This is a genomic window from Photobacterium aphoticum (assembly GCF_001029435.1).
GTDB classification, from domain to species: domain Bacteria; phylum Pseudomonadota; class Gammaproteobacteria; order Enterobacterales; family Vibrionaceae; genus Photobacterium; species Photobacterium aphoticum.
The window spans coordinates 14643-34266 of record NZ_LDOV01000011.1 but is presented as its reverse complement, the minus strand read 5'-3'; the positions used below and the strand labels follow the sequence as shown (position 1 = coordinate 34266).

The following is a 19624-nucleotide window of genomic DNA, read 5'->3' as shown; positions in this document are numbered from 1 at the left end:
AAAAGCACCCCATGGGTGCTTTTTTATTACCTATCAGAAGTGCCAACTCATCTCAGAATCACGCACTTCGCTAGCGATTTATTTCGCGTTTATGGCGCTGGATTTCATTTATTTAAACCCAACTTTCACTTAGTTAATGCCTGATTAGGCGCAGAAATTTCGCCTCAGCACAAAGAGGACACGCGCAGTTGATATCTATTGCACGCACTCAAATTGACAGAACAAATGCCTGAGTTTGGCTAGAGCTCGAATTCGCACTAAAGCCAAAACCTCATCCCGCTCAGATCTAATTTCATATTTATGACGCAGGAATTTCGTTTCATCGCTAAGAGGGCGTGCGGAATTGATATCTCTTGCACACACTCTGTTAATGTCTGATTGGGCGCAGAAATTTCGCCTCAGCACAAAGAGGACACGCGCAGTTGATAACCATCAATGAGCATGTCCGATGCTGGGCTGGGGTGAAAGAGCCAGCCCAATCAGTGCATTAACCCGTGATGCCCGAATGGCGAAGCAACGCATCAATCTGCGGCTCACGGCCACGGAAACGCTTGAACAACGCCATCGGCTCTTCACTGCCGCCACGCTCGAGGATGCAATCCAAGAAATCCGCACCGGTTTGCGGGTTGAAGATCCCCTCTTCCTCAAAACGTGAGTACGCATCAGACGACAACACTTCCGCCCACAGGTAGCTGTAGTAACCCGCACTGTAGCCACCGGCAAAGATGTGACTGAAGCTGTGTGGGAAACGGCCCCACTCTGGGCTTTGTACGACAGAGACGCGTGACTTGATCGCTGCCAGCGTTTCCAGCACTTGGGCGCCGACTTCAGGATCGTATTCGGTGTACAGGGTGAAATCGAACAGACCGAATTCCAGCTGACGCAAAATGCCCATCGCCGATTGGAAGTTCTTCGCGGCCAGCATCTTATCCAGCATTTCTTTTGGCAATGGCTCGCCGGTTTCATAATGACCGGAAATGAAGGCCAGCGCCTCTTCTTCCCAACACCAGTTTTCCAGGAACTGACTTGGCAGCTCAACCGCATCCCATGGCACACCGTTGATGCCTGAAACAGCCGGTACGTCCACTTGAGTTAGCATGTGATGAATACCGTGACCGGTTTCGTGGAACAGCGTTACCACTTCATCGTGGGTAAACAGGGCTGGCTTGTCGCCCACTGGCTTGTTGAAGTTACAGGTCAGGTAAGCCACTGGCGCTTGCAGGGTACCGTCTTCGCGGGTACGACGTACCAGACACTCATCCATCCAGGCACCGCCACGCTTGTGTTCACGGGCGTACAGATCCAAATAGAAGCTGCCACGTAGCTCACCGTGCGCATCAAAGATGTCATAGAAAGTCACCGACTCGTGCCACACATCGACACCGTCACGCGCTTTCACATCCATGCCAAACACACGTTTTAGCACTTCAAACAGACCGGCCACCACTTTCTGCTCAGGGAAGTACGGACGCAGTTGTTCATCAGAAATGCTGTAGCGGTGTTGCTTCAGTTTCTCGCTATAGAACGCCAGATCCCATGGAGCCAGATCAGTGGCACCAAACTCGCTCTGTGCGTATTCACGCAGCTCAGCAATTTCACGCTCGCCCTGTGGCTTGGCACGGCTGGCCAGGTCATTCAAAAAGCCCAGCACTTGTGCCGGCGTTTCCGCCATCTTGGTGGCCAGCGATTTCTCACTGTAGGTGTTGAAGCCCAACAAACGGGCGATTTCGTGGTTCAGTTTCAGCTTCTCAGCGATGATGTCGCTGTTGTCCCACTTACCGGCATTCGGGCCGCGATCCGAGGCACGGGTCACGAATGCTTCGTACATTTCCTGACGCAGGGCGCGGTTTTCACAGTACGTCATCACCGGCAGGTAAGACGGAATATCAAGGGTGAACAGGTAACCGTCCTGCTCTTTCGCTTCCGCATTGGCTTTAGCCGCCTGCAGCGCAGATTCCGGCAAACCCGCCAGTTCCGCTTCATCAGCGATCAGCTTGCTCCAGCCCATGGTCGCATCCAGCACGTTGTTGCTGAAGGTCGAAGACAGCTCAGACAGACGCTTGCTGATCTCACCGTAGCGGTGCTGATCTTGCGCTGGCAGGCCGATGCCGGACAATTCAAAATCTTTCAGCGCATCGGTCACAGACTTTTGCTGCGCCAGCGTCAGATCGGCAAAGCTGGCATCAGCTTTGATCGCCTTGAAGGCCTCATACAGGCCTTTATGCTGGCCGACCCACGTACTGTAGTCAGACAAAATTGGCAGGCAGCTTTCGTACGCATCGCGCAGTTCACTGCTGTTTTTCACGGCATTCAAATGGCCGATCGGCGACCAGATACGGTTTAAGCGATCATCGGTTTCTGCCAATGGCACACAAATGGATGCCCAGCTCGGCGCTTCACCGCTGGCCAGTACCGCTTCTACCGCTGCACGGCAATCCGCGATCGCCTGCTCCACGGCCGGTTTCACGTGCTCCGGTTGGATCTGTGAAAACGGGGGTAAACCTGTCATCGTAAGTAATGGGTTAGACATGGGCTATTCCTTCATTCTGTTATCCCTTAATACATGCGTCTTCAGAGGCTAAAAATCAATCCTTTACTCGCTCTAAAGCGCAAAAACATCTTATCATTTTAACCTGTAATTAACATCTGGCCTGGTCGATGTCATCACAACCCCTAGCTATTCCGCGCCAATCCGCCATAATACGGGCTCAATTCATCACTTCTTTCTGTCGAGATCCCAGCCATGCTGAGCTACCGCCACAGTTTTCACGCCGGCAACCACGCCGACGTGGTTAAGCACATTGTCCAGAGCCTGATCCTTGATGCCCTCAAGCAAAAGGAAAAACCCTTTGTTTACCACGATACTCACTCCGGGGTCGGCCGCTACGATTTGCAAGACGAGCGCAGCGAGAAAACCGGCGAGTTCAAACAAGGGATCGCCCGAATCTGGGGTCGCGATGACATTCCTGCGGACATCCAAAGCTACCTAGACGCGATTCAGGTACTGAACGACGGCGAAGAGCTGCGTTACTACCCGGGCTCGCCAAAGGTGGCACGCGCACAGATCCGCGAACAAGACCGCATGGTGCTGACCGAGCTGCACCCAAGCGACTTCCCGCTGCTGCTGCAAGAGTTCCGAGGCGATCGTCAGGTGAAGATCTACAAAGAAGATGCCTTTGCCCGCTTAAAAGCCAGCCTGCCGCCGAAAGAACGTCGTGGCGTGGTGCTGATCGACCCACCGTACGAGCTCAAGCACGAATACATGGATGTGGTGAAAGCCATTGACGAAAGTTACAAGCGCTGGGCAACCGGTACCTACGCTATCTGGTACCCAGTGGTCTACCGCGAAACCATCGACAAGATGCTAAAAGGCCTGAAAGATTTGGGTATCAGTAAGATCCTGCAAATCGAACTGGGCGTGGAGCCAGACACCGAAGAGCGTGGCATGACCGCCTCAGGCATGATTGTGATCAACCCGCCTTGGAAGCTGGAAAGCCAGATGCAAACCATTTTGCCATGGCTGCAGCAGGCCATTGCGCCGACGCACGGCCATCACACGGTAGAATGGGTTGTCCCAGAGTAAGACCGAATACGCACGGCGCATATCGCGCTTAAGCAGCATAAAGGCGGGGATTTCCTCGCCTTTTTTGTATTCGTATTTTCTCGATCCACCCCACTCGTAACTCACCGCGTTCTTGATTACACTAGGTCCAGCCAAATTAATAAAAAATCATGGAGTAAAGTCATGGCAAAGCATTTTGATTACATCTGTATCGGCGGCGGTAGCGGCGGTATTGCTTCAGCAAACCGTGCAGCCATGTATGGCGCAAAAGTGGCGCTGGTTGAAGCGAAAGCGCTGGGCGGTACCTGTGTAAACGTCGGTTGTGTGCCGAAGAAAGTGATGTGGCACGGCGCGCAAATCGCAGAAGCTATGCACCTTTACGCCAAAGACTACGGTTTTGATGTGGACGTAAAAGGCTTCGATTGGGGTAAATTGGTAGAAAGCCGTGAAGCGTACATCAGCCGCATTCACACTGCGTACGACAACGTACTGGGCAACAACAAGATTGAAGTGATCAACGGCTTTGCGACCTTCGTGGACGCCAAAACCATCGAAGTGAACGGCGAACACTACACAGCCGATCACATCCTGATCGCCGTCGGCGGTGAGCCAACGATTCCTAACGTACCGGGTGCCGAGCACGGTATCGACTCAAACGGCTTCTTTGAGCTAAATGCGCAACCAAAACGTACGGCGGTTGTCGGCGCTGGTTACATCGCGGTAGAGATCGCGGGCGTACTGAGCGCACTGGGCACAGACACTCACCTGTTCGTTCGTAAAGAATCACCACTGCGCAGCTTTGATCCGATGATCATCGACACGCTAGTCGAAGTAATGAACACCGAAGGCCCAACGCTGCACACCCACTCTGTCCCTAAAGAAGTGGTAAAAGAAGCTGATGGCTCTATCACCCTGCACTTTGAAAACGGCGAGAGCCACAACACGGACGTCCTGATCTGGGCAATCGGCCGCCACCCAAGCACGCACAAAATCAACCTGGCAGCGACCGGCGTTGAGACCAACGAGCGTGGCTACATCAAAGTTGATGAATACCAGCAGACCAACGTGCCAGGCATCTACTGTGTGGGCGACATCATGGAAGGCGGTATCGAACTCACACCAGTGGCCGTTAAAGCGGGTCGTCAGTTGTCTGAGCGTCTGTTCAACAACAAGCCAAACGCCAAAATGGACTACAACCTGGTTCCTACCGTGGTATTCAGCCACCCACCTATCGGCACCATCGGCCTGAGCGAGCCGGATGCCAAAGCACAATACGGCGAAGAGAACGTGAAAGTGTACACCTCAACGTTCACCGCCATGTACACAGCGGTCACCGCACACCGTCAGCCATGCAAAATGAAGCTGGTTTGTGCCGGTGAAGACGAGAAAGTAGTGGGCCTACACGGCATCGGTTACACCGTGGATGAAATGATCCAAGGCTTCGGTGTAGCCATGAAGATGGGCGCAACCAAAGCAGACTTCGACTCTGTGGTAGCCATCCACCCAACCGGCTCGGAAGAGTTCGTGACGATGCGATAAGCGTATCGTAGATAAGTAAATACGCTGAGTATTCAGGCATTAAATACACAAAAGGGAAGCAGTGGCTTCCCTTTTCTTTTCCATTTCATATTGCGTTATTTCTTTGTGTGGTCGGAATCTTTGTGATCTGAAGTACGAGTTGTTTCATCGTCTTCATCATCGGTAAGATTAAAAGTATTTTGTAGCCAAATAGCTAAGCCAAAAATCGTAACGAAAGCACCAATAATGATGACCACAATCAGCAATATATCCCCCATGCTGAAATCAGCAGATTCTCCGTTTAACCACCCTTGAATCGTTGGGCTATTCATTGTTGTATTAATCAATGACAAAATAATCACAAAGAAAATTAACAACTTTTTTGTTAAATCCATCTTAACCCTCTATATTTTTATTCATCAAAGGTTCCCGTTTCAGACAACTTAATAAGTTTAGTTTCTAAACTATAATCAGCATTGTCATAAACAGGATTCCCGAACAATGCAATTGGGCATCCAAAAAATCCACTTAACACATCTTTTTCTATTTTAGAAATCACGTTATAACTAACATCAATATATTCACAAGACTTAAAACCTGTTAATGCGGACAATTCCTTGAATTTATTATCCCTTAATTTTAGATAAGTTAATTTATTCAGTTTACCTAAGCCTTGAATCTTATCCAAATCTGTATATTCAATGTCTAATCTTTCTAATTTATGCAACCCCTCAATTCCACTTATTTCTTTTAATGGCATTGAATAAATAGAAAGCATTTTAAGTTCACCAAGATTTTCCAATTCGTTTATCTTACTAATTGATGTATTTGAGATATACAATTCAAGCAACTCAGAATCATTCGGAAACTCTGGCATACGTTTATTTTCCACCCCACTAAAGTCAAATAACTTCAAGGTTGATGGTAGCTTTACCTTTTCAACATTCATGTTAACCAATAATAACGTATTTAAATGATTAAGATTATCAAAACCATTTATATCATTTTCATTATCGTCATATAACATTAAGTGCTTAATTTTCTTTATTGTTGAAACCTTTAAACCTTCTGGGATACCATCCCTAGGAAAAACAATCAACCTCTCTAATGATAGACTTTCATTTATATCACTGATGTTTTTCAAATTACTACCAACCCGAAGAGAGATTAATTTATTTTGCGTATCCAAATTTACAATTTCACCAATACTCCCGGATACAGCACTAATGACTTCTACGGCACTTGACTTAGGTAACACAACTTTATTCAAGCTACCATTTTTTAAAACAAACTCTTTTAACTTAAAATTACTCGAAAGATCAACTGTAATATTATCCCCATTTGCAATTAAAGAAACATACTCTAGATCAGGCAACTTGTTAAATAATTCATGATTATCAGAACTGGATAATGCAAACTGTGAAAATATCACATTATAGTGACTATCCAATACCACATAATTATCACCACCATAATATGCACTCATTGGCCAAACATTATCATTCATATCAAACTTTGAAGTGACCAATTTATTATGTGAAACAATCCCATCTAAATTATCCCTTTGGATAATACTGACATCACCCCCCAATAAAAGAATCTTTAACTCTTCATTTTTACTATCAAAATAATCTAATAAAAAATCAACCTGAACAGATTTAAATTGAGCATAGCTTTGTCCTGAAGCTTCATAATTGGAAAAAAATGAAAAAGTAAGAAAAAAAACAAACTTAAATAAATGAAATTTCATAAGACCTCCTCAATATATTAACCTAAATGAATCATGATCAAAGCATCCATCAAGATAAAACTCATCACTATAAGATGGTGTAAATTCACCAACCTCTAATAAATCTGATATTAAAACATATTTACCGCGCCTCTTAACACGAGCTTCTTTTTTCATTTTTCCAATTTTCACCAAACCATCATAATACTTAACAACATCCTCTACAGTCCTTATTCCATTAAAATTATCCTTATCCATCCAATCAACATCAAACCTTGTCATCTCTTTAATTTTAGACAATGAATAAACACGTTCACCTTTATTATCAATAGTCAAATAAAGAGGGATAATGGCTCTCCATGACAAATAATTCAAACGTATTCCCGAATAAGAACTTAAATCTTCTTTATGATATTCGTCAATGAACAGTAATGGATTATTTTCACTGCCATTAATCTTTTTTTCCTTCCAATATTCAATGTATAAAGCATAACAATCACTTATATATGAAGTTTTTACTTTAGATAACCCATCATCATATGAATCTGTTGCAATGCCCCATAAGTCTTCATCAGCTTTATCTTCATAATCAATAAGGAGTTCATATTCACTAACAAGCTCTTTTGAAATAGGCTTTTCTTCTTTAAAAAACGACCAGTATTTAATAATATTTTTCTGATATTCTGTTGCTGTATAGTCTTTTATTATCTTAGATAACTCATATGCTAAAAGAGCAAACGTTATACCGCTTCCAATACAAAGTAATAACCCACCTGTTGCTGCTGAAATAAATGTATAACCAGCCCTTCGACATATTGACCTACCCGCCATTTTTAATAATGTATTTTTTGTTGATAGACCTGCTACTAAAAGTACATTGGCAGAGATATTCGCTCCAGCCATAAATGCAGCATGACCATCTCCATTTTTTAATGCTTTAGCCAAATCAATACTTGAAGATATAATTTGAAATACACTGATTACAACGCCTCCAATATCTAAAAATAAACCAAATAACTTTCTTGCCGTCGTCAAAGGTGGAGGAGTTATATTTTTGCTAAAATATTTATTCAGCTGAACTCTAAAGCTCATTATTAGATTTGCAACCGTAACTGTTAACGCACCAGTCGCAACAAGTAGATTTGCCAATCGAGTTGTATATTCCCAAGATGTTTCAAGCAAATCCCATCCATTTTTTTTACTATCTTCAGAAACAGCAAGTAATTCCTGCATTGCGTAAGCATAGTTATAAATTGAATAAACTGTTTTTGCGAAAGAACCCAATCGTTGAAGATTATTTGCATCACCTACTCGATCTATATCCCAACTAAACTTATTATAAAACCACCCATTCAGCCCATTATTACCATCAATATTTCGATAAAATCTAGCAATAGCACCTTTCGCCCTACCATTTAATCTATTGTTTATATCACGTATATTATCATGACCATAGGCTTGATTTTTCCTTATTAACCCATCGAATAAATCATCAACTCTATTGATTATTTCAGTTTTTTTATCCCTCCCCAATAATCCCATGCATTTCAAAACAGATAAATAAACTCGTATATGATATGTCCTTCCTCCCTTTACCAAATTATCCCTAGCTCTTTCTAAAAACAATGTCTCTAGTTCCAACTGGAAACAATTAAGGGCGACTTGCAACATACAGGGAGCACCTGGGCCTGGAACAATATAACCCAAATAAGATTTAGCATAGACTTCATAATCTTCAATAATCCCTTTAAATACAGATGTAATTGTTTGGTCCATAACAATATTATCTTGCAAGCTTATCGCTTGGTGGGATAAATATTCTGTATCTTTTTCTCTATCCCACTTTTCAAACACTGCATTATCAGCGATCTCTTCTCGATCAAAACCACCTAATGCATCAAATCCATGTTTAATTTCCGCATCCCATATCTTTAGTCTAAATTTTGTTGATTGAGATAATAGTGCATAACATTCAGATATAGTAATAAATATCTGATCCCAATGCTCTTCTTTCTCCATATATGGGCCAGGAGGCATGATCCCTTCAATAGTATATCCGTCAGAAAAATGTTTTTTAGCGCTATCTCTATATCTATTAATTTCAGCTTTTAAAAGCGGTGATGTCACAAGTTCAAATAGCTTTTTTGAACTTCTTTCTAAATGATTTTTCTGAATAGCTAATCCAAATGTCAATGTTGACTGCTCTGGCTCTTCAATAATTGATTGAATAGAATTAGTTAATGAAACAATAGAATCTTTTAACTGATACCTCATTTCCATTTCATCAACAAATGGTGACTTTTTCTTTTCAAATGGAGGAAGACCAAAGAATGCAGCTTTAACATCAGCAGTAGGATCATTTCTCTGCTTATGATCAAAACTTGAAATATAAGGGTATTTAATATGCCAATCTAAAATTTTATCCATTTCTGAAAGATAATGAAGATTGATCAAATGAGGGTGACACAACAATTTATATTGATTTAACTGCCTTTTTAAAAAATTTATTTCAGTTTTAAGGCGATGATTCCATTCAGGTAATGTACAATGAAGAGATACACTATTCGGTGGAGTATCTTCATCAACTTCATATACGAGTTTATTTAATTTTGTTGTGGCGGAAGAACAACCATCTACTTTTATTTTGCTAATGCTACTAATAGACTTTGTAGTAAATGAATTTTGATCCAATGGATATAATAATATTTCACCGTGACGATTAAATCTAACTTTAGTCTCAGTATGATTATATGGATAATATTTATCTTTTTCAACATCACCTTTAATATCATAAACATTTCTTGGGATTATAGGCTTAGTTAATGAAAATACTATTTTCCCTTCTTTATTCTTTGATTTTATTATCGCCCCATCACCTTCAATATTTATTTTATATGCATAACCATAATCATTAATGTATGCTACATTAACTTCTCCCAAATGAAAGCCATCACTTATTTCAGCCTCTTTTTCAGTCTTGCACTCATTGTCACAATCCCAGTATAATATAAATCTATTACGAATTATATCATTAGTGTCATCAGCATAACGAAATACAACATTACTATAATCAAAATCTTTTGGCTCAACTAAATTCGTTGTTGCATCTTCATATTCCTCATGACCAAAACACTCTGATGTTACTAATGGTATAAAAGGTTCAATATCCTCTATATCATCCAACTTCCATTGACTAGGATGATGGGGGATACCATCATCTTTCAATATATTCAATGTACTTTTATAAAACACTTCTTTATATTTCTTTTGTCTTTTTTTTAATCTATCTAAGTTTTCGCTCACATCATCTTTATAATTAACATAGATATTGTTTGAATTGTGACGCTCTATTTGATTCTCTAATATTTTATTTAGATGCTTTATTTTTAAATCTTTAGATTCAACAAACTTATCAATTAAAACAGAAAATTTATTAATATACTGTTCATTGTTGTTATCTAAAGATAAGTTTTCCTTATAAATAAGAGCTTTTTCCTTAATAGCCATCGAATATTCAAGATCATACAATGTACTATCGTAATCAAGTTGCATATCCTTCATTAACTTATCGTACATATTTAAACCCTACTATCCCTGTCTCTATTTTTCATTTTCTTCTAACCAAGCTTTGGTTTCTGCGTCGACTTCACCTGTGAACGCAAATTCACGATCAAACTGCATTGCTTTTAAATCACGCTTTGTTGTGCCACCTAAATTGCCATCGACCTGCCCTGACAAAAGCGCTAAATTTGCTAATCGCTGCTGCACCCCTTCCGGTGTATCAATCGAAGCCAGTTTCTGCATTTTCACTCGTTTTCTTTGATAGTTTTCGGTATCACTCGGATCTGGCCAGAACTTGATCATCACTTCTTCTTCGCTTTTGAAAGGTTCAAGATTGATCACACCACTCCCTGTCGTCTTACCTTCTTCTGTTTTTCCACCTGCTGATATTTCATAGCTGCACCCCGAGTAAGGATTGCCATACTGATCTTTCATGGCTAATCCCATCCCTTTTTCGTCAGGTGGAACTTGTGAAGAGGTTGCTGAAAATTGATCGGCGGGTAAATCCAATAGCGAATTAGATGAACTCGGTGCACTTGCCTCGCGGCTCGCAATAGGTGTGAAGGCTGATGCCTCACCACTGGAGGATGTTGGCTTTGGCCCTTTCGGGACGGAATAAGATTGATCGCCAATGAGTACGGTAGGCATGCCGGCAACAATGACCCCCCCATGTGATGTACTATCACCCATTCGGGCAGCAGGCTTTCCGTTGATAAATACCGTTGAAGAGCCACCAGAGATCGAATCCGGAGGCCCGACGCACACCAATTTATCCCCTTTACGGGCAGCCGGCATTCCGCCAATAAAGACATTGCCGGAACCTGCAGCTACCGGGCCGCCGACATGAGGCACTTTACTGGTCACTTTCGGACAAAGGTGCATATCACTGATGCGTGCAGCTGGTTGGCCCATCGTCTTCCCTTCTCTGCTATCTTCTCATTGGAAATGACGATTATATACATCTGGTAGCATTATCTTCAGGCAAGAGAAATCCATGCTACGGGTATCTTTTGTTCTTTGAGCCTACTTCTCAGTTTTCTGCACTCGACATGCAACATCAGTCAATGTGTATCATCGGTATATATGTTTCTCTTTTCTTGGGATATATATATATGAAATACTTTGCCACAGACCAAAACTGACTCACCTTTGTTCTACCGATAAAATCATCGGGTGCATAGGAATAATACAGTGATTTCAACATCTGCTGGGTAAAAGGATCCGCATTTACATAAAGTGGGTTGTAAAACATCCGCACAGAGCTACCTAACGGGAAATTGGCTGAAGAAATATCATCCAATTTATTCCAAGATATATCGATCTCATTCAATCGCCATAATGGTGAAAGGTCCTCAATACGTGTTATTTTGTTATGATTCACATTTAGATATTCTAGATTATCTAAATGTGATATATTTTTCACTTCATCTATCTGTGTATATCTTATACTTAAGCGTTTTAATCTATCTAATTTATCAAGACCACTAATTTTCGCAATCGGTGAATTACTTATATCTAGCACTTCCAATTGCTGTAAGTTATCTAAGCCATGAAGAGTATGAATGTTCGTCCCAAAAAATATCAGCGTTTTCAGCTCACTCCTTTTATTAAACAAAGGAACGTGAACATTTCTGTCTCCACCAAAACGTAAAAAGCGTACAGTATCAGGCACTTCAAAACGCTCAAATACATCATCCTTGCTTATTTGAAAACCCGTTTTGTTCTTCCAGTTATATTTAATCTCTGTATCCATATTCATATACAGATCTAACACTTTCAGCTTTTTCAGTGATGACAAATCAAATGGCAATCTCTTCCCTTTAATCCTATCAAGCAACAAATACTCAATACCAAGACCATTGATCTCTGAGATATTTTTGACAGTGTCATTCAATATCAATGCTGATAATTTTATTTGATCTTTAAGGTTTGTTAAATTGTGAAAGTGCCCATCTCTAGAGACAATCTTTTCTAATGTGTTGCTTACTGGCAATATGACATTTTTAATATCACCATATTCTAAAGTCAGTTCTTTCAACTTTATATTATTAGATAAATCAAGGTCTGAATCATTCAAATACATCCGATTGTCATTTATTGACAAATACTTTAGATGTTCCAACTGCTGAAGCAGATCGTTTTCACTCCCCTCAAGTTCTGATAATTTAAGATGTGAAACATTCAATTCATTATCGAGTACTATAAATTCAGAAAAAGAAAGATCATAAAATGTTCTGTATCTTTCATCAATAAGCAGTTCTTTTAGGTTCACATCAATACTATCAGGACCATAATATAAATAATTTTTATTTATCTCAGGAACATTACCTTCACCCTGCCAGTATACCGTTGGTATCTCATCGCCACGCATTTCATAATATTTAAAGACATGTTGTACATCCGGTGACTGCATGACATGTCGGGGAAGATGCTCTTCTGCCCATCCCTTTGTGCATACAATGAAAAATCCAACACCTACTAACCCAATAAGGCGAAGCGAACGAAAAAGGCGTGATAGTAAACAGCATGACACAATGAAGACTCCTTTCTTTGCTCTGATATGCTTCCTGGCACATCACTCATATTTTTCGCATTATATAAGCCAATGTGGCCGTCGAGAGGCCGCTCTCTGATTCCTTGAGTCTGTTTCTCAGTTTCTTGCACAAGCACATGCCTCTTGCAGAGAGCACTCCTTTTTATTCACTCATCTTTCAGGCTGCAACATTGTGCTTTCAAATTCACGTAAGCCACTTTTAATCAATCAGTTACCACCAACGCAAGGCCATTTTCGACCTTTGCTAAGTGAATGATTACGCTGAAATTCTGTTATTCTTGCAATCTATTCGCATAAAAAGGCAGATTTGGCGATTTAGTATTCCACCAGCTGCATTTTACCTGTAATATTCGCCTACTCATTAGCCACCACCTAGTGGATGGTTATAAAACACATTGAATAATCAACCTATTATGCTGTTTCTGACTGGATGATGTATGCAAGAGCAAACCTGCGCCGCTAAGCGCCCTACACCAGCCAACTGGCTTATGTTCGTACTCCCATCATTGATGGGCGTGTTCTTGTTTATGGCACCGATCAACTATCAAGACACGTTAACCATTCCTATTGCAGTGCTGGCCAAATCAGTACAAGCGCTGTTTGAAGGCATGCTGACAACGATTGTCACGGTATTGATCAGCCTGACGGCGGCGGCGACGATTGCCACCAAACTGTTCAAGCCACAACCTATTTTAAAAAGTCATTTTTTCAGTGGCCTGCTCAACCCGACCCTGCCATGGTTTATCGTCCAGCAGCTAGGTGCAGTCTTCGTTCTGATGACCTATTTTGGTGTTGGTCCGGCGATGATCCGCGATGGCGCGACAGGTGGCTTGGTCTTAAATGATCTGCTGCCAGTGCTGTTCTCGGTGTTCCTGTTTGCCGGTTTGCTGTTGCCACTACTGCTAAACTTTGGCTTGCTGGAGTTTGTGGGTGCACTGTTTACCCGCATCATGCGTCCGCTGTTTAACTTGCCAGGCCGCTCGGCGGTGAACTGTATCGCTTCTTGGTTGGGTGACGGCAGTGTTGGCGTGCTGATGACCAGCAAGCAGTATGAAAGTAAGATCTACACCGAGCGTGAAGCGGCCGTGATTGGTACCACGTTTACGGCGGTATCCATTACCTTCAGCTTGGTAGTGATTGCGCAGGTAAACCTGGAGCACATGTTTGCCCCGTTCTACCTGACCGTGTGTCTGGCAGGCTTGGCGGCTGCCGTGATTGTGCCGCGCTTACCGCCGCTGTCTTGGAAGAAAGATCGTTTCATCGACGGTGAACCACTACAAGGCGATATTGAAGCGGTGCCAGAAGGCCACACTGTGGTGAGCTTTGGTTTGGAGCAAGCCCTGGCGAAAGCCAATGAAGTGACCAGCCTGCGTAAAGTGGCGATCGACGGCATTAAAAACGCCGCTGACATGATTTTCGGTGTACTGCCAGTAGTGATGGCGATCGGTACCGTGGCACTGGTGATTGCGGAGAACACCTCAATTTTCAGCGTAATGGGTCTGCCATTCATTCCTTACCTGGAATTACTACAGATCCCTGATGCAGCGGCAGCCTCTGAAACCATCGTGGTTGGCTTTGCGGATATGTTCCTGCCATCGATTTTGGCCTCGGGCATTGAGAGCGATCTGACCCGCTTTGTGATTGCAGCGATGTCGGTGACACAGCTTATCTACATGTCTGAAATTGGTGCCTTGCTGATCGGCAGTAAAATCCCGGTGAAACCGTGGGAGCTGTTCATGATCTTCATCCTGCGTACGCTGGTAACCTTGCCAGTGATCGCGCTGATGGCGCATATCTTCTTCTGATAACGCCACGAGTAAAACCATCAAAAGCCAGCCCTGCGCTGGCTTTTTTGTGCCCGTCGTTTATCGCGGAGAAACCAATAAGCTGCTCTCTCATCGCCTCGCTCATCCGTTCTCAGACATCCCATCATGTGCGCCTACGGAACATACCTTTAGCGCTCGCTGTCGTCTCTCTGCCTGTACAGAAACGCGTGGGCGGACACAGACGAAACCCGCTCAGCCACGGGCGCATTTCGCATAACGCTTTCGAACATGGCAATGCTAGAGGCGTATGTTCCGACAGTGCCCGATCCCCAAATAGCAGGTACAAAAAAACCGGCCTGAGCCGGTTTTTTTCATCACGCTGCACGGTTACTGCGCGTCGATATCTTCATCTTCTTCGTCATGCTCACGCACGTAGAATTTCGAGAAGAACAGACCCACTTCAAACAGCAAACACATAGGCACAGCCAACAGCGTTTGTGAAATGATGTCTGGTGGCGTCAACAACATGCCGACGACAAATGCCCCGACAATGATGTATGGGCGCTTCTCACGCAGACTCTGCGGATCGGTTGCACCGGTCCAGCACAGCAGCAGGATGGCCACCGGAATTTCAAACGCAATACCGAATGCCATGAATAGCGCCAGCACGAAATCGAGGTAGCTGGCAATGTCCGTCGCCACTTGCACACCATCCGGTGCGATGCTGGTAAAGAAGCCAAAGACCAGTGGAAAAACCACAAAGTACGCAAAGGCCACACCGGCATAGAACAACAGCGAACTGGATACCAACAGCGGCCAGATCAGCTTGCGCTCATGTTTGTACAAGCCAGGAGCAATAAAGCCCCACACCTGATACAAAATCATGGGTACAGCAACAAAAACTGAAGTCACCAAGGTGAGCTTAATTGGCGTGAAGAATGGTGATGCCACATCCGTTGCGATCATGGTCGCCCCTTCCGGTAGACGCTCTACCAAAGGTGCGGACAGGAACGAATAGATGTCGTTGGCAAACCAAACCAGACCAAGAAAAACCACAATGACACTCAGAATGGAACGCAATAAACGGTTACGCAGCTCAATCAGATGGCTGAATAACGGTTGCGTATCTTCAACGGTAGACATAGTGATGTAATTTAATCCTGCTTGTGAGAGGTCGTCACCGAGGGCTGCTCATCTTTTTTCTCAGCATAAGGACGCTGCACTTCCGCCGCCGCTTTTTTCAGCTCGTCGACAGAGTCCTGTAGCTCAGGCGAGAGATCTTTCATCCCCATTTGCTCAGCTTTCTTGAGGTTTTCCTGCAGCTCCTGGAGTTTGAGCTCCTGCGACAGTTCATCCTTTACTGAGTTCGCCATATTACGAGCAGCACCTACCCAACGCGACACCGAACGGATCGCGACAGGCAGGCGTTCCGGCCCCAGTACCACCAATCCCACCACGGAGATCAGTACTAATTCCCAGAACCCGATATCAAACACGTGTTAAGCCTGCTCTTTGTCTTTTTGGCTCTTCTGAGCCTGCTCACCCTGCTGCTGTTCAGTCAGTTTTTTCTGATCAAAATCAGCATCCACTTCGGCGTCTTTCTTCGCAGCTGGCTCGTCATCGCTGATCGCTTTTTTGAAGCCTTTTACCGCAGAGCCCAAATCACCACCCAGACTGCGTAGTTTCTTGGTTCCGAATAGAAGCACAATGATCAGTGCAATGATTAGCAATTGCCAAATACTAATACCACCCATGCTTGTTTTACCTCAGCTAATTGTGGTTGATAACAAAACGTTTTTTGTGTGTTGGGGTGTTCACTTTACCGCCTACTTGCGGCAAGCTCGCCACCCAAGTAACCAAAACGTGATACCCGTAACAGCACTGATGGCTGCATAAGTGTCCATATGATTACTAAAAAGTATGGCAGAACATACAACCAACGTTGCACCAATGCCAAAGTGGAACCGTGCCTGGCCCTGATAGCGTCGACTCTCCATGAAATGCTCGTAGAGTGTATCGATTCGCTGGTTCAGCGCATTGCCCTGACGCAAACTGTCGTAAAGTAATTCCGGCAGCTCTGGCAACTTTTCAGCCCAGAACGGTGCACGGCTCTTTACGCCATCGATCACGGCTTGCGGGCCGACCTGACGCGACATCCAGTCTTCCAAGAAAGGCTTGGCGGTGTCCCACAAATCAAGCTGCGGATACAACTGACGCCCTAACCCTTCCACATACAACAGGGTCTTCTGCAGTAACACCAGCTGCGGTTGCACTTCCATATTGAAGCGGCGCGCGGTGTTAAACAGATTCAGCAATACATGCCCAAAAGAGATTTCTGCCAGCGGCTTTTCAAAGATCGGCTCACACACGGTGCGAATGGCAAACTCGAATTCATCGACATTGGTATCTTTCGGTACCCAGCCTGAATCGACGTGCAATTCCGCCACTTTGCGGTAGTCGCGATTGAAAAATGCGAGCAGGTTTTCGGCCAGATAACGCTTATCTTCCCGGTTCAGGGTGCCGACAATACCACAATCTAATGCAATCCACTGCGGATTTTGTGGATTTTCCCGCGCAACAAAAATATTCCCCGGATGCATATCTGCATGGAAGAAGCTGTCACGGAACACCTGGGTAAAGAAGATGGTCACGGCATTTTCAGACAGCAGTTTCATATCCGTGCCGTTGGCGATCAACGCCTCGACATCGGACACCTGAATGCCATAAATGCGCTCCATCACCAGCAAATTTTCACGACTTAAGTCCGTGTAGACCTCCGGCACATACAGCATCGGATTGTCTTCAAAGTTGCGGCGCAGCTGGATCCCGTTGGCGGCTTCGCGCATCAGGTTCAGCTCATCAAGCAGGGTTTTCTCGTATTCACGTACCACTTCCATCGGGCGCAAACGGCGCGCTTCCGGCAGCATTTTTGCCAGCAGGCTGGCCATGCGGTACATCAGCTTAATGTCAGCCTGGATCACCGGCAAAATGTCCGGGCGGATCACTTTGAGGACGATTTCCTGCCCGTTTTCACGCAAGGTCGCGGTATGTACCTGTGCAATGGAGGCCGACGCCAGTGGCGTTTCATCGAAATCATCAAACCAGGTTTCCAGCGGACCACCCAGCGCGGCTTCCATCTGCTGCTTGGCCAGCTTGCCGTCAAACGGCGCGACCTGATCTTGCAACAGTGCCAATTGGTCGGCGATGTGCGGTGGGAACAAGTCGCGGCGGGTCGACATCATCTGGCCGAACTTGATCCAGACCGGTCCCAGCTCTTGCAGAGCCAAACGCAGGCGTTCACCCAGTGGTTTCTCCGGGTGCTGGTTCTTGAGCCAGTACAAGCCACGGCGTGCGGTCTTGGGCAGGCGCAAACGGGGATCATCCGGCAATAACTCATCCAGCCCGTAGCGCAGTTGCACGGCGGTGATCTGGTAGAGGCGTTTCAATTCAGCAAAAGCAATCATGGGGCAGTCTGCTCAAGTAGACGGTTCAGACGGGCTTCACAACGGGCCACATCACTTTTCAGATCATCCACTTGATCAGCAAAATAGGCGATTTCCAATGCCTGAGGTGCCAGTTTCCACTCTTCGGTGATCACTTCCGCCACATAGCGCTGCTGGCGTGCGACGCCCTTCTGTAGCCAGCGGACACCTTGTTTGGCACCACTGACCAGCGTATGGGCCACGATGTCACCGGTGTAGTGAGACAGTTTCTCTTCCACATCCGGTTTCAGGCCACTCAATAAGGTGGAGAACTGCTGTGCCAGCTGCACGTCACCGTCAATGGATAACTTGTCCGCTTTGATCAGTTGCGTCAGGTTCGCTTGCTGGCGCAATTCCGGCAGCACTGACACATTCAGGGCCAACGCACAATCGACGTCCCCTTCATACGCCCCCAGCACATCAACTTGCTGGCTGAACACAAAAATCAGCTGTTTATTGAGCTCATTGAGCGTCACACGAATGATCTTGCCGCGCAGACGGGCCAGACGACGCTGGCTGTCTTCGTCTTCTTTGATCAGGGTGTTCAGTGCGGTTTCCACCGCGCCTGTGACTAATGCATCAACCGGCATAGGATCCTCAGAACTTATAACCACGGTGCAACGCTACGATGCCGCCCGTCAGGTTGTAGTAGTTGGTTTGCTCAAAACCGGCGTCCTGCATCATGCCTTCCAGCGTGTTCTGATCCGGGTGCATACGGATAGACTCCGCCAGGTAACGGTAGCTTTCGCTGTCGTTAGCAATGATTTCACCCATTTTAGGCAACAGGTGGAAAGAGTACGCGTCATACACTTTGGAAAGCGGCTCAAGGATCGGCTTGGAGAACTCCAGCACCAACAAACGGCCACCCGGCTTCAATACGCGGTACATCGAACGCAACGCTTTATCTTTGTCGGTCACGTTACGCAGACAGAAACTGATGGTGATGCAGTCAAAGAAATCATCCGGGAACGGCAGCTCTTCCGCATTCGCTTGTACATAGCCAACGTTACCGACCACACCCATGTCACGCAGTTTGCTGCGGCCCACGTTCAGCATCGAGTTGTTAATGTCAGCCAAAATAACCTGACCATCTTCACCGACAATGCGGGAGAACTTGGCGGTTAAATCGCCGGTACCGCCGCCCAAATCGAGCACTTTATGGCCGCGACGTACGCCACTGCAATCGATGGTGAATCGCTTCCAAACGCGATGGATACCCATCGACATCAAATCGTTCATGATGTCGTACTTGGCTGCCACGGAGTGAAATACTTCTGCGACCAGCTCAGCCTTTTGCTCCTTGGCGACAGTACGATAGCCAAAATGGGTCGTATCTAGTGTGGTGTCCGTCATGCTTATTCCGTCATTGTTAATGATCTGTCAATTACTGGCCTAGTGTACTTGATGGTTGTCCTTTGCTCAAAGCACAACACTCAATCAATTATCGGCCTC

15 protein-coding genes are annotated in these 19624 nt (G+C 44.9%); 3 read left to right on the top strand and 12 right to left on the bottom strand.

Translation table 11 applies throughout. The annotated features are described in order from the left end of the window. Positions 1–487 precede the first annotated feature (487 nt). Positions 488–2530: an oligopeptidase A gene (prlC, locus tag ABT58_RS07135; protein ID WP_047873707.1), complete on the bottom strand. Its 2043-nt coding sequence runs from the start codon at positions 2528–2530 to the stop codon at positions 488–490. 213 nt (positions 2531–2743) lie between these two features. On the opposite strand from prlC, the gene ABT58_RS07130 reads away from it, so the two are divergent. Both ABT58_RS07130 and gorA read left to right on the top strand, forming a co-directional pair. Further along, entirely contained in the window at positions 2744–3583 is an 840-nt protein-coding gene (locus ABT58_RS07130) for a 23S rRNA (adenine(2030)-N(6))-methyltransferase RlmJ (RefSeq protein ID WP_047873706.1), read from the top strand. Between the two features lie 162 nt (positions 3584–3745). Further along, positions 3746–5101 carry a glutathione-disulfide reductase gene (gene gorA, locus ABT58_RS07125; RefSeq protein WP_047873705.1) on the top strand — a complete coding sequence of 452 codons (1356 nt, stop codon included), beginning with the start codon at positions 3746–3748 and terminating at the stop codon, positions 5099–5101. A gap of 95 nt (positions 5102–5196) precedes the next feature. Here gorA and ABT58_RS07120 read toward each other — a convergent pair whose 3' ends face one another. The 5 genes from ABT58_RS07120 to ABT58_RS07100 form a co-directional block, all read right to left on the bottom strand. Next, positions 5197–5475, bottom strand: coding sequence for a hypothetical protein (locus ABT58_RS07120; RefSeq protein WP_047873704.1), 279 nt, complete (start codon positions 5473–5475; stop codon positions 5197–5199). Between the two features lie 17 nt (positions 5476–5492). Further along, a complete protein-coding gene (locus ABT58_RS07115; RefSeq protein WP_047873703.1) occupies positions 5493–6830 on the bottom strand; it encodes a leucine-rich repeat domain-containing protein in 1338 nt (445 codons plus the stop codon). A 9-nt stretch (positions 6831–6839) separates the two neighbouring features. Further along, positions 6840–10385, bottom strand: coding sequence for a hypothetical protein (locus tag ABT58_RS07110; protein WP_047873702.1), 3546 nt, complete (start codon positions 10383–10385; stop codon positions 6840–6842). A gap of 24 nt (positions 10386–10409) precedes the next feature. After that, positions 10410–11282: a PAAR domain-containing protein gene (locus tag ABT58_RS23680; protein ID WP_082211008.1), complete on the bottom strand. Its 873-nt coding sequence runs from the start codon at positions 11280–11282 to the stop codon at positions 10410–10412. 145 nt (positions 11283–11427) lie between these two features. Then, entirely contained in the window at positions 11428–12903 is a 1476-nt protein-coding gene (locus ABT58_RS07100) for a leucine-rich repeat domain-containing protein (protein ID WP_146147294.1), read from the bottom strand. A gap of 458 nt (positions 12904–13361) precedes the next feature. Between ABT58_RS07100 and ABT58_RS07095 the strand changes: the two genes are divergently transcribed. After that, complete coding sequence (locus ABT58_RS07095) at positions 13362–14729, top strand: YjiH family protein (protein WP_047873700.1); 1368 nt, start codon at positions 13362–13364, stop codon at positions 14727–14729. A 348-nt stretch (positions 14730–15077) separates the two neighbouring features. Here ABT58_RS07095 and tatC read toward each other — a convergent pair whose 3' ends face one another. The 6 genes from tatC to ubiE all read right to left on the bottom strand — a co-directional run bounded on the left by tatC (position 15078) and on the right by ubiE (position 19525). Then, positions 15078–15833, bottom strand: a complete 756-nt coding sequence (gene tatC, locus ABT58_RS07090; RefSeq protein WP_047873699.1) for a Sec-independent protein translocase subunit TatC — start codon at positions 15831–15833, stop codon at positions 15078–15080. Positions 15834–15844: 11 nt separating this feature from the next. Next, on the bottom strand, positions 15845–16186 hold the full coding sequence (gene tatB / locus ABT58_RS07085; RefSeq protein ID WP_047873698.1) for a Sec-independent protein translocase protein TatB: 342 nt from the start codon (positions 16184–16186) through the stop codon (positions 15845–15847). 3 nt (positions 16187–16189) lie between these two features. Next, on the bottom strand, positions 16190–16444 hold the full coding sequence (gene tatA, locus ABT58_RS07080; protein ID WP_047873697.1) for a Sec-independent protein translocase subunit TatA: 255 nt from the start codon (positions 16442–16444) through the stop codon (positions 16190–16192). Positions 16445–16516: 72 nt separating this feature from the next. Next, positions 16517–18154, bottom strand: coding sequence for a ubiquinone biosynthesis regulatory protein kinase UbiB (gene ubiB, locus ABT58_RS07075; RefSeq protein ID WP_047873696.1), 1638 nt, complete (start codon positions 18152–18154; stop codon positions 16517–16519). Further along, positions 18151–18762 (bottom strand): ubiquinone biosynthesis accessory factor UbiJ, encoded by a 612-nt coding sequence (locus tag ABT58_RS07070; RefSeq protein WP_047873695.1) that lies wholly within the window; start codon positions 18760–18762, stop codon positions 18151–18153. The genes ubiB and ABT58_RS07070 overlap by 4 nt, the downstream gene beginning before the upstream one ends. Before the next feature lie 7 nt (positions 18763–18769). After that, entirely contained in the window at positions 18770–19525 is a 756-nt protein-coding gene (gene ubiE / locus ABT58_RS07065; protein ID WP_047873694.1) for a bifunctional demethylmenaquinone methyltransferase/2-methoxy-6-polyprenyl-1,4-benzoquinol methylase UbiE, read from the bottom strand. Positions 19526–19624 lie beyond the last annotated feature (99 nt).

Bases quoted from the DNA above. Each gene is read 5' to 3' on its own strand.
- prlC (WP_047873707.1), bottom strand. From the start codon at position 2,530: ATGTCTAACCCATTACTTACGATGACAGGTTTACCCCCGTTTTCACAG.
- ABT58_RS07130 (WP_047873706.1), top strand. From the start codon at position 2,744: ATGCTGAGCTACCGCCACAGTTTTCACGCCGGCAACCACGCCGACGTG.
- gorA (WP_047873705.1), top strand. From the start codon at position 3,746: ATGGCAAAGCATTTTGATTACATCTGTATCGGCGGCGGTAGCGGCGGT.
- ABT58_RS07120 (WP_047873704.1), bottom strand. From the start codon at position 5,475: ATGGATTTAACAAAAAAGTTGTTAATTTTCTTTGTGATTATTTTGTCA.
- ABT58_RS07115 (WP_047873703.1), bottom strand. From the start codon at position 6,830: ATGAAATTTCATTTATTTAAGTTTGTTTTTTTTCTTACTTTTTCATTT.
- ABT58_RS07110 (WP_047873702.1), bottom strand. From the start codon at position 10,385: ATGTACGATAAGTTAATGAAGGATATGCAACTTGATTACGATAGTACA.
- ABT58_RS23680 (WP_082211008.1), bottom strand. From the start codon at position 11,282: ATGGGCCAACCAGCTGCACGCATCAGTGATATGCACCTTTGTCCGAAA.
- ABT58_RS07095 (WP_047873700.1), top strand. From the start codon at position 13,362: ATGCAAGAGCAAACCTGCGCCGCTAAGCGCCCTACACCAGCCAACTGG.
- tatC (WP_047873699.1), bottom strand. From the start codon at position 15,833: ATGTCTACCGTTGAAGATACGCAACCGTTATTCAGCCATCTGATTGAG.
- tatA (WP_047873697.1), bottom strand. From the start codon at position 16,444: ATGGGTGGTATTAGTATTTGGCAATTGCTAATCATTGCACTGATCATT.
- ubiB (WP_047873696.1), bottom strand. From the start codon at position 18,154: ATGATTGCTTTTGCTGAATTGAAACGCCTCTACCAGATCACCGCCGTG.
- ABT58_RS07070 (WP_047873695.1), bottom strand. From the start codon at position 18,762: ATGCCGGTTGATGCATTAGTCACAGGCGCGGTGGAAACCGCACTGAAC.
- ubiE (WP_047873694.1), bottom strand. From the start codon at position 19,525: ATGACGGACACCACACTAGATACGACCCATTTTGGCTATCGTACTGTC.